General features: G+C 41.6%; 14 protein-coding genes. 6 read left to right on the top strand and 8 right to left on the bottom strand.

Annotated features, from left to right (window positions below; all coding sequences use genetic code 11):
- Window positions 1-3: 3 nt before the first annotated feature.
- Together KTHG_RS11875 and KTHG_RS11870 are read right to left on the bottom strand one after the other, a co-directional pair.
- Entirely contained in the window at window positions 4-1,206 is a 1,203-nt protein-coding gene (locus KTHG_RS11875; RefSeq protein ID WP_126989329.1) for an NRAMP family divalent metal transporter, read from the bottom strand.
- Between the two features lie 17 nt (window positions 1,207-1,223).
- Window positions 1,224-1,982, bottom strand: coding sequence for a LamB/YcsF family protein (locus KTHG_RS11870; RefSeq protein ID WP_139993810.1), 759 nt, complete (start codon window positions 1,980-1,982; stop codon window positions 1,224-1,226).
- A gap of 220 nt (window positions 1,983-2,202) precedes the next feature.
- Between KTHG_RS11870 and pxpB the strand changes: the two genes are divergently transcribed.
- Together pxpB and KTHG_RS11860 are read left to right on the top strand one after the other, a co-directional pair.
- Window positions 2,203-2,913 carry a 5-oxoprolinase subunit PxpB gene (gene pxpB / locus KTHG_RS11865; protein WP_186439611.1) on the top strand — a complete coding sequence of 237 codons (711 nt, stop codon included), beginning with the start codon at window positions 2,203-2,205 and terminating at the stop codon, window positions 2,911-2,913.
- A complete protein-coding gene (locus KTHG_RS11860) occupies window positions 2,910-3,854 on the top strand; it encodes a 5-oxoprolinase subunit C family protein (RefSeq protein ID WP_139993808.1) in 945 nt (314 codons plus the stop codon). The genes pxpB and KTHG_RS11860 overlap by 4 nt, the downstream gene beginning before the upstream one ends.
- Before the next feature lie 119 nt (window positions 3,855-3,973).
- On the opposite strand, the gene KTHG_RS11855 is transcribed toward KTHG_RS11860, so the two are convergent.
- On the bottom strand, window positions 3,974-4,768 hold the full coding sequence (locus KTHG_RS11855) for a helix-turn-helix domain-containing protein (RefSeq protein ID WP_186439577.1): 795 nt from the start codon (window positions 4,766-4,768) through the stop codon (window positions 3,974-3,976).
- Window positions 4,769-5,026: 258 nt separating this feature from the next.
- Here KTHG_RS11855 and KTHG_RS21890 point away from each other — a divergent pair, with 258 nt between their 5' ends.
- A complete protein-coding gene (locus tag KTHG_RS21890; RefSeq protein WP_255512446.1) occupies window positions 5,027-5,257 on the top strand; it encodes an SLAP domain-containing protein in 231 nt (76 codons plus the stop codon).
- Window positions 5,258-5,678: 421 nt separating this feature from the next.
- Here KTHG_RS21890 and KTHG_RS11840 read toward each other — a convergent pair whose 3' ends face one another.
- The 5 genes from KTHG_RS11840 to KTHG_RS11820 form a co-directional block, all read right to left on the bottom strand.
- The gene (locus KTHG_RS11840; RefSeq protein WP_139993802.1) at window positions 5,679-6,899 is read right to left on the bottom strand and encodes a DUF819 family protein; all 1,221 of its coding nucleotides are present in this window, start codon (window positions 6,897-6,899) and stop codon (window positions 5,679-5,681) included.
- Between the two features lie 87 nt (window positions 6,900-6,986).
- Window positions 6,987-7,865 (bottom strand): DMT family transporter, encoded by an 879-nt coding sequence (locus KTHG_RS11835; protein ID WP_139993800.1) that lies wholly within the window; start codon window positions 7,863-7,865, stop codon window positions 6,987-6,989.
- Between the two features lie 91 nt (window positions 7,866-7,956).
- Window positions 7,957-9,750, bottom strand: a complete 1,794-nt coding sequence (locus tag KTHG_RS11830; protein WP_139993798.1) for a M3 family oligoendopeptidase — start codon at window positions 9,748-9,750, stop codon at window positions 7,957-7,959.
- A 45-nt stretch (window positions 9,751-9,795) separates the two neighbouring features.
- On the bottom strand, window positions 9,796-10,260 hold the full coding sequence (locus KTHG_RS11825; RefSeq protein WP_139993796.1) for a DinB family protein: 465 nt from the start codon (window positions 10,258-10,260) through the stop codon (window positions 9,796-9,798).
- A gap of 116 nt (window positions 10,261-10,376) precedes the next feature.
- Entirely contained in the window at window positions 10,377-11,558 is a 1,182-nt protein-coding gene (locus KTHG_RS11820) for an acetyl-CoA C-acetyltransferase (RefSeq protein ID WP_139993794.1), read from the bottom strand.
- 112 nt (window positions 11,559-11,670) lie between these two features.
- Here KTHG_RS11820 and KTHG_RS11815 point away from each other — a divergent pair, with 112 nt between their 5' ends.
- From KTHG_RS11815 to KTHG_RS11805, 3 genes are all read left to right on the top strand, one after another.
- Complete coding sequence (locus KTHG_RS11815; protein WP_126989318.1) at window positions 11,671-12,540, top strand: LysR family transcriptional regulator; 870 nt, start codon at window positions 11,671-11,673, stop codon at window positions 12,538-12,540.
- A gap of 21 nt (window positions 12,541-12,561) precedes the next feature.
- Entirely contained in the window at window positions 12,562-13,506 is a 945-nt protein-coding gene (locus KTHG_RS11810) for a LysR family transcriptional regulator (protein WP_139993791.1), read from the top strand.
- A 196-nt stretch (window positions 13,507-13,702) separates the two neighbouring features.
- Window positions 13,703-15,199 (top strand): succinyl-CoA:acetate CoA-transferase ScpC, encoded by a 1,497-nt coding sequence (locus tag KTHG_RS11805; protein WP_139993789.1) that lies wholly within the window; start codon window positions 13,703-13,705, stop codon window positions 15,197-15,199.
- Window positions 15,200-15,233: the final 34 nt, after the last annotated feature.

Raw genomic sequence — 15,233 nt, 5'->3', positions numbered from 1 at the left:
CTCCTAGCCTACTAAAATACCGATTTGTTCAATTAATGTCATAATGCCAAGAACACCCATCACGACAACCACAAAGGCACCCGTAATCGTTAACCATATCGGATGCTTGTAGCTGCCGACAACATCTTTTTTGTATACCGCAATTAATAATGTACCTAGTGCTAATGGTAAAATTAAGCCATTTAATGCGCCTGCTAATACAAGAACATTTACGGGTTTGCCAATCAATGCGAAAATCAATGTTGAGATAGCAATGAACGCGATAATGATCCAGTTTTCATACTTCGCAATATTTTTATGGAAGGTTTTAATAAATGAAACAGATGTATAAGCGGCACCAACGACTGATGTTACAGCGGCAGCCCACATAATCACACCGAAAATACGGTACCCAATATCACCTAATGCTAATTGGAATACAGAAGCGGCTGGGTTTGCTGCATCAAGTTTAAGTCCTTGTGATACAACCCCTAATACTGCTAGGAATAAAGCAATACGCATAACTGCTGTCACTATAATCCCTGTAATCGAGCTTTTATTGACCTCTGGAATCGCTTCGACGCCTTTAAGACCCGCATCGAGTAGGCGGTGACCACCTGCGAACGTAATATACCCACCGACTGTACCACCAACAAGGGTAACAATTGCTAAAATGCTAATATCTGTTGGTGCGAACGTACGCACAATCGCTTCGCCAACAGGTGGATGTGTTGAAACAGCCACATAAAACATTAAGAAAATCATGACAGCACCGGCAATTTGTGCAGCGCGGTCCATTACTTTACTTGCTTCTTTAAATAAGAAAATAACGATGGCAAAAATGGCACTTAAAATGGCCCCCGTCACCGTATCCATGCCAAGCATCGCATTTAAACCAAGCCCTGCACCGGCGACATTCCCTATATTAAATGCTAGACCGCCAAATACGATTAGCACTGCTAAAACAATTCCTAGCCCTGGCAATACTTTATTCGCAATTTCTTGTCCGCGTAGGCCTGAAACGACGATAATGCGCCAAACATTCATCTGCGCGAAAATATCGAGTAAGACAGATACTAAAATAACGAATCCAAAGCTTGCGAGTAACTGCTCTGTAAAAACAGTTGTTTGTGTTAAAAATCCTGGCCCAATTGATGAAGTGGCCATTAAGAATGCGGCACCGAGCAGGACGCTACGGCTCGCTTTTTGTGTGACTTTTTCTCCCATTGTGGTTCCCCCTAAGTCTAACGATACGCCGTAACGTCTATTTGGTTGTTTGTTAATGTTTCATGGATGTATTTTGCAAAAGTCAGTGCATGTGCACCGTCCCCGTGGATACACACCGTATGCGCATCAAGTGCAAAATTCGTTTGCTGCTGTGTTTGAACATGTCCCTCTTTGACCATTGTCATCACCTGGCGTACCGCTTCCTCATCCGTTTCAATCATCGCATGAGGCTGTGTACGTGGTGTCAGACTACCATCTTGCTGATATGTACGGTCAGCAAATACTTCATTTGCTGTTTGAAGACCGATGCGCTTACCTGCTGTAATAAGCTCGCTCCCTGCTAAGCCATACAAGACAAGCGATGGATCAACAGCATACACCGCTTCTGCAATGGCCTCAGCAAGCCGTGCATCTTTTGCGGCCATATTATACAGTGCCCCGTGTGGCTTCACATGCTCGACTTGTCCCCCTAAAGCCTTCGTAAATGCCTGCAGTGCCCCAAGCTGATAGATGACAATATTTTTCGTATCTTCTGGTGCAATCGCCATATTACGGCGACCAAAGCCAACTAAATCTGGCAATCCTGGATGGGCGCCAATTTTAACCTCTTTCTCAAGCGCAAGCTCAACCGTTTTTTTCATAACAGTTGGATCACCCGCATGAAAGCCACAGGCAATATTAGCAGATGTCACATAATCGAGAATGGCCGCATCATTGCCAAGTGTATACGCACCAAAACTTTCTCCGAGGTCACAATTTAAATCAATTTGATACATCAAATCACCCCTTATTGCTATTTTAAAAACCATAATTCAGTTTTTAAATTCCGTATTTAGGAACTTATATTCCGAATATTATCACAATCAACTATTTGATGTAAAGTTACGAATTGTATTTTTTTTCTGATAATTTATTGAATTTATCCTAGTTTTCGTTATAATTATTCCTATATTCAGAATTTCAATTCCGAAAAATGGTATTTGGAGGGACAACGTGATGCATAATACGCAAGCAATTGAGTGGATGCCATTTGGGGAGATGGCCATTCGTATGCAGTTTGGCACAAGTGTATCGGACGTTACACAACGACAGATTACGCAAGCCATGGCGCAAATTGACGCGCAAAACATCCCATACATTCAAGAAATGATTCCTGCTTATACAACACTAACGGTGCTTTATGACGCCATTTATTTACTAACACAAGGTATTAAAAATCCTGCTCAGGCAGTCATTGAGACATTAACAGCTTGTGTATCAGTCGATGCGGCCACTTCAGCGGCAACTACAAAAATCATTGATATACCAGTATGCTATGGCGGAGAATACGGGCCTGATTTAGAGGAAGTGGCTAGTTATCATCAGCTCTCGGTCAAAGAAGTGATTAAACGTCATAGTACACCGCATTATTTAATTTATATGCTCGGTTTTGCACCAGGCTTTCCTTATTTAGGTGGACTTGATGAAACCATTGCAACGCCACGGAAAAAGAGCCCTCGTTTAAAAATCGAGGCAGGTTCTGTTGGCATCGCAGGTAGTCAGACAGGAATTTATCCGATCGAAACACCCGGGGGCTGGCAGATTATTGGGCGGACACCACTTGCTTTATTCCAGCCTGAAAAAATGCCGCCAACTTTACTCGAAGCGGGTGCAATGATTCGATTCGTGCCTATTTCAGCGGCAGATTTTGAGGAGATGATGGCATGATTCACATTGAAAAACCAGGCATGCTGACGACCATTCAAGATATAGGGCGTCAGGGCTTTCAACAGTATGGCGTCATTGTCAGTGGTGCCATGGATACGTTAGCACTTCAAACAGCGAATATTTTAGTGGGCAACGCACAGGATGAGGCTGTCCTTGAGGTGACGATGGGTGGACTACGTTTTAAGACGGACGATGACTGTGTCATGGCGATGACAGGCGCAGCCATTCAAGGAACCATTAACGGTAGGGACCCGCTTCAAAGCTACCGACCTGTCGCACTCAAGGCTGGCGATACCGTACAGCTTGGGCCATTACTTAGCGGCTGTCGCAACTATATTGCCTTTCGCGGCGGCATCGATGTACCAGCTATTATGAACTCAAAAAGCACATATTTACGGGCAGGTATTGGAGGTTACAAAGGACGTGCACTTAAAAAAGGTGATGCGCTTACCGTCTATAAACATACAGCACAGCAAGTAAAATGGCAGGCAGAACCACCACATTATGCAAAGAAGAACTGGACCGTGCATGTAACAGCTGGTCCTGAGTGGGCACAGTTTACCGCCGATAGTCAGCAGCAATTCTTAACAACACGATATGACATTACGGCGGCAGCTGACCGCATGGGCTACCGTCTAAAGGGTACCCCCCTGCAGCGTGTTTCAGCAGAGGAACTGTTATCAGATGCGGTGTTATTTGGCACCATTCAAGTATCAAATGACGCACAGCCTACGGTATTATTAGCTGACCGTCAAACGACTGGCGGCTATCCAAGAATCGCACAAGTTATCGCGAGTGATTTACAAGTATTCGCCCAAATGAAGCCAGGCGACAGCATCCAATTTGAATGCGTGACACTCACAGAGAGCTATGCCTTATTAAATGAACAAACGCAGTATTTACGAAAATTAGCGCAAGCTGTACGTTTACAGCAGCTATAAGCAAAAGCCGAAATCTATTAGGATTTCGGCTTTTTTGTTGGTGATGCCTAAAGCATCAACCTATGTAATTCCAAATGAAAAGCGTTCTCATTGTAGCTTAAAAAAATAGACTTTTGCGCTTATAGACACTGACGATAGGCAGTCGGCGCTTTCCCTGTATATTTTTTGAAAATACGGCTGAAATAAAATGGATCGTCATAGCCAACCTTTTCAGCAATAGATGCGATTGTTTCATCTGTAGCACGCATTAATTCTTTGGCATGCTGAATGCGTAGTTCAATCAAATAATTACTTGGATTAATGCCTGTATAACGTTCAAATAAATGCGCAAAACGACGACGTTCAATATTAAAGCGCTCCGCTACTTCCGTCACCGTTAAGCCAGATTGATAATACTGGCGCATAAAGGCTAATGCCTCACTCATCGCATCCTCACGGTCTACATGCTTGCTACGCTGGTGTGCGACAAGCATTTCACTAATAAATTGCATAAAGTATGCCTTTGTTTGTACACGTGAAATATTCCCTGGTGTCGTAAACGCCTTCATCATTTGCTCAACCGCACGTTGACAAGTAGTGTAATCATCGATTGAAATGACAAATGGATCATGCGCAATAACCGTTTCTTCGACATCATAGTAAATTACCGCATAATGACAGCCCTCGCCACCGATCGGCTTCATATCGATATCAGCCGTATTATTAATATGGAGCACCATACCTGGCATTAATTTATAGCGCACATTATCAAAAGTAAAATACCCCTGACCCGAAAGTGGGAACACAAAGCTACAGCGTCCTGTTGAACTGTGGTGAACCATCCCATTAATCGTTGCAGGCACGCGGTGTGTAAACATATCGTTAAATTCAATTTTTGTATGTGCATAGTAAGACATGACTTCTTCTGTTTTCATTATCATCACTTCTTTCTCAATTGATAATCATTATCAGTTAAATCTTACAAATAAATGAGGCATTTGTAAAGTTCATTTTATGATAAACTTAAAAATAGAGGTGAATTCTATGCAGTTACAGTACGAGAAATCTTGGGACAAAGCGCTCGCAAGCGTTGATAGGACGCGAATCGAGCAATTATTCCTTGACGCAAAAAAAGCGAAAATTTTACAGCTATTCGAGAGGCAGTTAATCACCAGGAAACACTCCTTATTAGTGTGCTTATTCATAATCGTAGTGAGAAAACACTCGTTTTTGATCAAACATCCCTTGATTATGAGCTTGATGGACAGCACATTGCGACGGCTCTTTTTACACTGCCGCAATTAAAAATACCCCCACATACAAGTATGCCGTGGACATTTTTATTTCCAAAAGGAAGTTATGTACGATGCGATAGCTATGCAGGTGGTACGTTATCATGGACAAATGCGCACCAAATCAAATGATTTTTTGAGATTGAAAATGATGAAAGGCTAGTATATGATTTGACCTTTGATACATCTCTTCATAAGAGAAGCTATTGAGCGATTCAATATAAGCTGCTTTTAATTCTTCATACTTCGCAACCATTTCAACCGATAAAAAGTGGATGGACTGCATATCAGATTCTAATAACACAAGACGCCCAGCCTCAATCACGCGCTGGCGTTTTTTTATTGATTCAGAGGATTTGTGGCTGTGCTTCTTCTAACTGAATTAAACGGTCTAAACTATCCAAAAATTCATTCATGTTTGCATCTCCCTCCAGTATGTATTTATACCATTATAATTACACTACTTAGGTAAATATAAATCCATTAAATTTCTATTATATTTTAAAAAACAAAAAACAAGGACTACCCATGAAGTAATCCCTGTTTTCCCCATTTATAAAAAGGACCCAAGCCACAGTCCCATGACGGTGCCAACATAATTCCCAATAATATAACCAAATGTGCCGACAATTAAAATCGGACCAACAAGATTTTGCCATCCCTTCGCAATCGCCAGTGCAGCGGCTGTTGTCGGTCCCCCTGCATTTGCATTAATCGCCAGCATAATTTCTTCTAAATCAAAACGTAGTAGTTTACCAAATACGAGTGAAATCGTCACATTAACAATCACAATCGTCACCGCAAAGACGAATAATAATGGTGCTTCCTGTAAAATAAGCGGAATGGACGCTGGAATCCCAATGACAACAAAGAAAATATGAATTAAATACGTGCCAATTTCCTGACTCCCTTGAAGGCGCTCAAAAAAGCGTGGGAATAATAGCAATGCTAGGAACGTTAACGTCGTCAGCATCAAGTACATATCACCAAAAAGACCATTCGCTAAATTCCAAAAGAAGCTAACATTATCCCCAGATGGAATCAATGTATCAAAGTATTCCGATAATTTCTTCGCAACTAACACAATCGTAAAGGCAATCCCGACAGCAAGCGCAATGTCCAATAATGAAATCGATTTTGGCTTCCAGTATGACTTGGCTAAGTTTTCATTCTTCCCCGCGCGACTTTCCACCTCATCAATATGTGGCGTCTTATAGCGTTTACGGAAAAAATTCATCGTCGGAATAATAATCAATACGATAAATAAAACGGCCATCGTCAAATTATCCGCAACAACGGATGCAGAAACAAGCTCACCTGGTGTTTCAAACTTCGCTGCCATTGCCGCAAAGTTGACCCCACCGCCGATATAGCTCGCGCTAAACATCGCCGCCATCTTATCAAGCATTGGAATGTGATCTTTCAGCATAAAGAAGGCAATCGTTGTTCCTGCTACTGTACCAATCGAGCTGATTAAGAAAATCAGTAAGAGCCGGCCACTTTCACGAAAAAGCTTTTTTAAATTAATTTGAAACAGTAATAATGGAATCGCTAGTGGCACAATGACTGACCAAACCGCATCGTATACGCTAGATTCAGTCGGAATAATGCCGGTATTGGACAAAATAATCGCGATAACAAGCGCGATTATGGCCCCTGAAATACGTGAGGCCCATTTAAAACGTTGCTCTAATACAATACTAATTGATGCGACAATAATAATAATGCCCCATAATACGAGCGTATCATCTGCCGCAATCCATGTTTCCTTCATATGTATCCCTCCCCTTTTTTTCTTACCCGCAAAGGTTTCGAAAAAAACAAAACGAGCATCTCCTAGTTAGAAATGCTCGTATCGTCATTAAATTTTTTGTTTCATATGCGCGAGGCCAAACTTCGGTTTAAGCTCGGCAAATAATACCGCGATTAAAATTAAGAAACAGCCGAAAATCATACGGCCTGTTAATAACTCATTTAAAAGCCATACCGAGAATAATGTGCCGAACAACGACTCCATTGATAAAATAATAGCTGACTTTGTAGGATTCGCATATTGCATACCGATATTTTGACACACATAGGCGACACATGTACAAAATACTGCTAAATAAATAATAATATAAAGCCCAGTTGGTTCAACAACCGTTGGCACTTCACCGAGTATAATCATCATGATAATGCCTAACACCGATGCTGTCATAAACTGCACAATTGTGAGCGCAAGTGCATCCTCTTTTTTCACAAAGACATTCGTATAAAAAATGTCGAATGCAAATAGCACCGCACATAAGATTGATAAAATATCACCGACATTCATCGTGAATGAACTTGTTAAAGATAAGAAGCCGATGCCGACAAGAGCTAAGATTGCCGCAATTACCTCATAGCGATCAAAGCGTCGTTTATAAATTAAATAGGCAAGCACTGGTACAATCAGTACATTGATGGCGGTTAAAAATGCATTTTTTGCAGGTGTTGTATAGAGTAACCCATACGTTTGCACTGCAAATGCAGCGAATAAAATGACGCCAAGCACCGCACCCTTCCATAGCACAGCTTTATTAATCAACCGTAGTTTTTTATGGAAAATTAAGCATAGTAACACCGTCGCAAGTGTAAAGCGTAGTCCCATTAGCTGAAAGACAGTCCAATATTCTAGGCCGACTGCCATGCCTACAAAGCCACTCCCCCACATTAATGCGGTAATCACAAGGAGCAGCTCGCCTTTATACTTTCCCATGCGTAAGCCTTCTCTCTATGTATACATTCACCTCATCATACTCGATTTATGCATTTTTGTGAATATATTCCCATAGAAAAGATCCGTTAATTTACGCTTTTTCAGTCAATGTCAGAAATTCTTCCGCATCCTGTGCCGCTAAGTGCACTCCTTTTAACCAAAAGGCCTCCTGTGTAATATCTTCGCCTAAATGCTTCATCACAAGGTCCTCCACATTCATTGACCCTGTATCACGTAGTAGGGCCATATAGCGCTCTTCAAAATCCGTACCGATTTCCTTTGCTTTCGCGTAAATGCTTAGTGAGAATAAGTAGCCAAATGTGTACGGGAAATTATAAAACGGTACACCTGTAATATAGAAATGAAGCTTCGATGCCCAGAAATGCGGATGCGTTGTTTCAAGTGCACCACCATATGTTTCCTGCTGTGCTTCACTCATTAATTCATTTAAACGTGCGGCCGGCACAACACCATTTTTACGTTCCTCGTAAAAGCGGGTTTCAAAAGTGAATCTTGCATAGATATTCATAAACATTGCTACAGAGCGCTGGACTTTATCCTCTAATAGCGCAAGTCGCTCATCCGCATTTGTCGCCTCTTGCACCGCTGCATCCGCAATAATCATTTCAGCAAATGTAGAGGCTGTTTCTGCGACATTCATTGCATAGCCTGAATTGAGTGGGTGAACATCACGCAGTGCATACGAGTGGAACGCATGGCCTAGCTCATGGGCAAGCGTTGATACATTGTTCATCGTGCCCGCATAGGTCATGAAAATACGAGATGCATTGTCAAGCTTCGTCGTCGTACAAAAGCCACCAGGTCGTTTATTATCGCGGTCCTCTGCCTCAATCCATGAATTTTCAAATGCCTGACGCGCGAAAGCCTCAAGCTTTGGTCCAAATTTCGCGAAATGCTGTAAAATAAATTCGGCGCCTTCATTAAAGCTTAACGTTGTTGTTGATGCGCTAATCGGTGCATCTAAATCAGCCCAAGTCATGGCCTCTTTTCCTAAAATAGTTGCTTTCCGCTGTAAGTAATTGACGAAAGGCTCACGCGTTTTCGCAATCGCCCCCCACATCGCATCCAATGTTTCACGCTTCATACGATTAATGCGCAGCGGCTCTTCTAAAACATCCTCCCAGCCACGTTTTTTATACGTTGTTAAACGGAAGCCTGCTAAATGATTTAATGTATGCGCAAAAAAGGCTTCTCGCTCAGTAAATGCCGCTTCAATCGCGGCATCGACATCTGCGCGTACAGTCGCACTTTCATGATTGCGTAAATTATTCGCCTGACCAACGGATAATACTTTTTCCTCGCCATCAACCGTTACACGAATTTTCGTATCTGCAATTAATAAATCGTATAAGCTACTCCAAGCCTGGTCACCATCTGCGCGTAAACTCGTAATGATGGATTCCTCTGCTTCTGACAGTAGTAGTTTCGTTTGATTACGTGTCTCCGTTAAAATAAATTCAAAAGGCGCTAGTGCCTCACTCGTAATAATGTCATGAAATGTCGCATCATCTAGTTCTTCAATTAATTTATCAAAGCGATTACGCACATCCGATAATGCAGCATATTGTGTACGCATATTACTTTGAATGACTTGAGCCGCTTCGTCCTTTGTATTTTGCGCTGTTAAGCAAGACAGCATAACGCCAATTTTTTGTAAATTAAGCACGGTCGTTGTTTGCACATCAAGCGCGGTTGCAATTGTGGCAGATGATGGCTGTGCAATTGCTGCCTCTACCGCTTCCTTATATGCTTCAATCAATGTCGGTACTTCCGCAATATGCGCTAAAAAAGCCGCTGAGTCACTCGTACCGCCTTCGTAAAACGCATTTAAATCCCATGTTTCTGAATACGTTGTCATATTCATTCCCCCTATAATTAACTGAATAGTTCATTACTTAATCGAATTATTTCACTTTTCGAAATATTTTTCAAGTGATGGGAAGTGTTCACGGACATAATTTGCGGAAATAGGCGCTAGATGAAGCTCGCGCGCCCAGACAGAAAGCTGCCCGATATGATGAATTTCATGAATAATAATATGATGCAAAATGGCATCAATCGTATGCTGATTCCCGCGGTCAACTACGATTTGTTGTGGGTCATACTTCGTCGTTAGAAATGCTACAATTTCTGGACGTAGCTCATTAGACAAGGTGCGAATTCCTGCGAGTGAATGCCTCGGTACCGCCTCGTCTGTCTTCTCTAAAATATCGCAAATCCAGCTATATTCTACACCTACGATATGCAGTAATGTCTCGCCAATGCTCCCGACACCACCTACACGTTCCTGCCATAACTGTTCCTCTGAAAGCTTTTCACACCAGTCAAACCACTCTTCTCGCTTTTGCCAATTATATTCAAAAAAATGCTTCATTATGACACCTACTTTCTAGCACTCTATTCCCTACCATAAAATCATTACACGCAAAAAAACACAGCGCTCCCACACGCTGTGTCTATCAAAATTAGTCCCATGTTATCGCCTAAATGCTATAGCTTTTCAACGATTGTTGATACACCTTGGCCGCCACCTACACAAAGCGTTGCCAAGCCATATTTTACATCATCGCGTTTTTTCATTTCATGTAGAAGCGTTACTAAAATACGTGCACCACTTGCGCCAACTGGATGCCCCAGTGCGATAGCGCCGCCGTTGACATTCACTTTGTTCATGTCAAAAGCAAGCTCCTTCGCTACAGCCAGTGACTGCGCAGCAAATGCCTCGTTAGCTTCAATTAAATCGATATCATCGATTGTTAAATTTGCTTTTTCAAGTGCTTTTTTCGTTGCAGGTACAGGCCCAATCCCCATGATTGCAGGGTCTACACCCGCAACAGCGTTACTTACAATACGTGCATATGGCTTTAAGCCTAGCTCGTTGGCTTTGTCCTCTGACATTAATAGAAGCGCTGCCGCTCCGTCATTAATCCCTGAAGCATTTGCTGCTGTAACGGTTCCATCTTTTTTAAATGCAGGACGCATACTAGCTAATTTCTCTGCTACGACGCCTGCACGCGGAAATTCATCTCGGTCGAAAGTGATTGTTTCTTTACGTGATTTGACTTCAACTGGCACAATCTCATCATTGAAGCGCCCCGCCTTTTGAGCTGCTTCTGTTTTTTGCTGACTTTGTGCCGCGAATGCATCTTGCTCTTCACGTGTAATGTTGTATTTCTCTGCTAAATTCTCTGCTGTAATCCCCATATGATAGTGATGGAAAGCATCAGTCAAGCCATCATGTAACATTGTATCAATCAGTTTACCGTCGCCCATACGGTATCCCTGACGCGCCTGTGGCAGAATATATGGCGCTTGTGTCATATTTTCCATACCACCCGCAACGACAATATCAGCTTCCCCAAGCTGAATCGCCTGCGCGGCTAAATGTACTGCTGTTAAACCTGAACCACAAAGTTTATTAATTGTTGTTGATGGTACTTCATATGGCACACCTGCATTGACTGCAGCCTGACGTGCAGGACCCTGACCAAGACCAGCCTGCAAAATATTTCCTAGTACTACTTCATCAACCGTCTCCGGTGCAACATTTGCACGCTCTAGCACTTCTTTCACAACAACAGCGCCCAAATCCGTCGCTGCTGTATTTTGTAACGTGCCATTAAAGCTACCAATTGCCGTACGAACGGCTTCAACAATTACAACATTTCTCATACTCTCTCCCCTTCCTATCTTACTAAATTTTACATTCTTCTAAATTATTAGTAAAATTCATATAAAGAATATTTTTTATTACTATTGGTTATAAATATTTGGAGGTGCAAAAATGGACTTACGTGCAATCGAATTATTTTTAGCTGTTGCGGAGCAAGGAAGCTTCACAAAGGCAGCTGAAAAAACGTTTGTCACACAGCCTTATTTAAGTAAGGTTGTGAAGCAAATAGAAGAAGAACTCAATGTCACATTATTTAATCGCACAACACGTAAACTTGAATTAACTGATGCCGGTAAAATCGTTATCGAACAAGGGCGCATGGCTTTAAAACCGCTCCAAGACATGCCTAATTTACTGAATGAGCTTCAAAATTTACAAAAAGGGGAAATTGTATTAGGAATTCCACCCGTTATCGGAACCCTCATCTTCCCGTCGATTGCACAGCGCTTTAGCCACGCTTTTCCAGATGTAACGCTACGCTTGATCGAGCTTGGTGCCAAACATATTTTGACATTAGCGGAAGAAGAAAAAATCGATGTCGGCTTTACGGTAAAGCCTTTCTCAGAAGGAAATTTCCGTGTAAAGCCGTATTTCGTTGATGAATTTATGATTTATTTATCTCATAATCATCCTCTTGCTTACCGCGAACGCATTAAAATCGCGGAGCTAGCTGATGAAAAATTTATCGTCTTCACAACCGATTTTACACTGCGAGATATGGTTATTAAGCTATGTGCAAAAAATGGCTTCAAACCAAATATCGCCTACGAATCCTCACAGTGGGATTTAATGGTCGAATTAATCGCGATTGACATGGGTGTCGCCGTATTACCAAAATCCATTTTTGAAAAGCATAACAACCCGCATGTCAAAATGATTGCTATCGATAGTGATGAGCCCTATCTTTGGGAAATCGCCATGATTACAAAAAAAGAACGTTACTTATCTTATGCGACGCGCGCATTTTTAGATATGTTTTAATCGCTTGGAAGGAAGTGCCTTATGGAACTTAGACAACTAGAATATTTTATGGTCCTCAGTGAAGAGCTACACTTTACCCGTGCAGCGCAGCGCTTACATATTTCACAGCCAACATTAAGTCAGCAAATTAAAGTACTCGAACAAACTGTTGGCGCGCTACTTTTTAACCGCATCGGCAAAAAAATCACCTTATCTAAGGCCGGTGAAATTTTATATAGCCAGTGCCAACAAATTTTTTCGACACTTGAACAAACAAAAATACAGCTGCAGGCACTCGACCATTTTGATCATGAACAGCTACGAATTGGTGCTTACCCTGGCGCCATTTACGATTTAATCTCACTCAGTGTACTTCATTATATTGAACAATTTCCGACTGCCCCAGCGAAAGTGCTCGCACATGAGCGCGTAACGACGCTTCTTGAAAATGATGAGGTAGATATCGCCTTTTCGTATCATGAGGACAACCGCATTAATGGTAGCTACGTCGAAATCCCTTTATATGATGAAAGCTTTGTTTTTGTCGCACATCGTAGTCACCCATTCATTCAAAAAGAGGTATTGGCATGGAAAGATATTGTAGATGAGCCATTAACATTATTCCCAGAAACGCATCATAGCCGTATCCTATTAAATCAAACGCTCGCTGAACAGGGACTTGAATATTATCCGATTTTTGAAACAGAGAACACCCATGCGATGCTACATTTTTTAGAGCAGCGCCTTGGTAGCACGGTAATGCTACGTTCGTTGTATTCGCATCTCCGTAATCCATATATCGAAGCACGCCCTATTGATAGTGATATTTTGAAAGAAGTCGTGCTAATTATTCCGAAAAAAGAAAAACCACCTTGTGCAGTAAAAGAATATTTACCGATGTTTGAACGGTTTTTAGGTACGAAAGGAATCGTCGCAAAAGATCATATGTCATTACTTTTGCTAAGTAATGATAGCTTCTCGCTATAATAATCATAGAAATTATCAGTTGGACCATTTATTTCCAAAAGTTATACTTATTGTAACAACTTAGAACTAAAACATCTTATAGCTACGTGCACGCAGCTTCTAGACTGCGTCACGATTTTCTGTAAAAAGTTATCCAAATCATGTTTTGAATGCAACACCAACTTATACATTCACTATTCGAGGAGGCAATTACTTAATGAAAGAACGTATCCGATTACCAAAACTTATCGATAAAATCGTTTCAGCAGAAGAAGCAGCATCATGGTTTAAAGATGGCATGGTGGTAGGAATGAGTGGCTTTGGTCGTGCAAGTGACGCCAAGGAAATTCCATTAGCGCTTGTCGAACGTGCAAAAAAAGAACCATTTCAATTAGATGTTTATACAGGAGCATCTCTTGGTCCAGAAGTCGATCATTATATGGTAGAAGCGGGTATTATTCGTAAGCGCGGTCCTTACCAAGCTGAAAAATTAATGCGTAACTCAATCAATGAAGGGATTACCCTTTATACAGATATGCATTTATCACATAATGCAGAGCTTGTACGTAACGGCATCATCGGGCCAATCGATTTCGCCATTATCGAAGCATCGGCTATTACAGAAGATGGTCTTATCATTCCAACAAACTCGGTCGGTAATACACCCATCTATGCACAATATGCGGATAAAATTTTAATCGAGCTCAATACAGCTCAGCCAGATTTAGAAGGTATTCATGATATTTATGTACCTGAAAAAGCAGGCAAAGGGCGACGTCAGCCGATTCCAATTATTGACCCTGCAGACCGTATTGGTGAGCTAGGTATTCGCGTTGATGTCGATAAGATTGCTGGTATTGTGCATTCAGAGCTACGTGATGCACCTGCATTAATCATTGAGCCAGATGAAGAAACACAAGTGATGGCCAACCATTTAATCGAATTTTTACGTGAAGAAGTGGCATCAGGTCGCGTAGATGAGCTACCGGTTATCCAATCTGGTGTTGGTACAGTAGCCAATGCTGTATTAAACGGGTTTTTAGAATCTGATTTAACGGATTTAGAATTATATTCAGAAGTACTGCAAGATGCAGTTTTTGATTTAATCGATGCTGGTAAAATTAAAATCGCTTCTGGTACATCCATCACATTAAGTGAACGTTACTGCGATAAGGTGTACAACAATATTGAAAAATACGCGGATAAGCTTGTATTGCGTCCACAAGAAATTTCAAATCATCCAGAAGTTATTCGCCGACTCGGTCTTGTGTGCATTAATACAGCACTTGAAGCGGATATTTATGGCAACGTCAACTCAACTCATGTATTTGGCACACAAATTATGAACGGTATCGGCGGCTCAGGTGACTATGCCCGTAACGCGCGTATCGGTATTTTCGTTACGAAATCATCTGCAAAAGCTGGTAGCGTATCATCAATTGTGCCAATGGTATCGCATGTCGATCACACCGAACATGATGTTGATGTTATCATTACAGAACAAGGTGTTGCAGATTTACGTGGCATGGCGCCAAAAGAGCGTGTGAAAGCCATTATCGATAACTGCGCGCACCCGAACTTCAAAGACAAACTATGGGATTACTACAACCGTGCTGTAGAAGAAACGAATAATGCACAAACCCCACATATTTTAGAAGAAGCTTTCTCTTGGCATATTGAATACAAAAATGCGAAGAAGAAAGTAAAGGCCTAATCCTATACATTAAAAACCAGGAGCCGCATATTGC

Source organism: Kurthia sp. Dielmo (assembly GCF_000307285.2).
Lineage (GTDB): Bacteria > Bacillota > Bacilli > Bacillales_A > Planococcaceae > Kurthia > Kurthia populi.
The sequence above is the reverse complement of the archived record's forward strand: the minus strand, read 5'-3'. Positions and strand labels throughout refer to the sequence as shown.

What these genes read in the sequence shown, in the direction of transcription:
- KTHG_RS11875 (WP_126989329.1), bottom strand. Translation starts at nt 1,206, where the DNA reads ATGGGAGAAAAAGTCACACAAAAAGCGAGCCGTAGCGTCCTGCTCGGT.
- KTHG_RS11870 (WP_139993810.1), bottom strand. Translation starts at nt 1,982, where the DNA reads ATGTATCAAATTGATTTAAATTGTGACCTCGGAGAAAGTTTTGGTGCG.
- pxpB (WP_186439611.1), top strand. Translation starts at nt 2,203, where the DNA reads ATGCATAATACGCAAGCAATTGAGTGGATGCCATTTGGGGAGATGGCC.
- KTHG_RS11860 (WP_139993808.1), top strand. Translation starts at nt 2,910, where the DNA reads ATGATTCACATTGAAAAACCAGGCATGCTGACGACCATTCAAGATATA.
- KTHG_RS11855 (WP_186439577.1), bottom strand. Translation starts at nt 4,768, where the DNA reads ATGAAAACAGAAGAAGTCATGTCTTACTATGCACATACAAAAATTGAA.
- KTHG_RS11840 (WP_139993802.1), bottom strand. Translation starts at nt 6,899, where the DNA reads ATGAAGGAAACATGGATTGCGGCAGATGATACGCTCGTATTATGGGGC.
- KTHG_RS11835 (WP_139993800.1), bottom strand. Translation starts at nt 7,865, where the DNA reads ATGGGAAAGTATAAAGGCGAGCTGCTCCTTGTGATTACCGCATTAATG.
- KTHG_RS11830 (WP_139993798.1), bottom strand. Translation starts at nt 9,750, where the DNA reads ATGAATATGACAACGTATTCAGAAACATGGGATTTAAATGCGTTTTAC.
- KTHG_RS11825 (WP_139993796.1), bottom strand. Translation starts at nt 10,260, where the DNA reads ATGAAGCATTTTTTTGAATATAATTGGCAAAAGCGAGAAGAGTGGTTT.
- KTHG_RS11820 (WP_139993794.1), bottom strand. Translation starts at nt 11,558, where the DNA reads ATGAGAAATGTTGTAATTGTTGAAGCCGTTCGTACGGCAATTGGTAGC.
- KTHG_RS11815 (WP_126989318.1), top strand. Translation starts at nt 11,671, where the DNA reads ATGGACTTACGTGCAATCGAATTATTTTTAGCTGTTGCGGAGCAAGGA.
- KTHG_RS11810 (WP_139993791.1), top strand. Translation starts at nt 12,562, where the DNA reads ATGGAACTTAGACAACTAGAATATTTTATGGTCCTCAGTGAAGAGCTA.
- KTHG_RS11805 (WP_139993789.1), top strand. Translation starts at nt 13,703, where the DNA reads ATGAAAGAACGTATCCGATTACCAAAACTTATCGATAAAATCGTTTCA.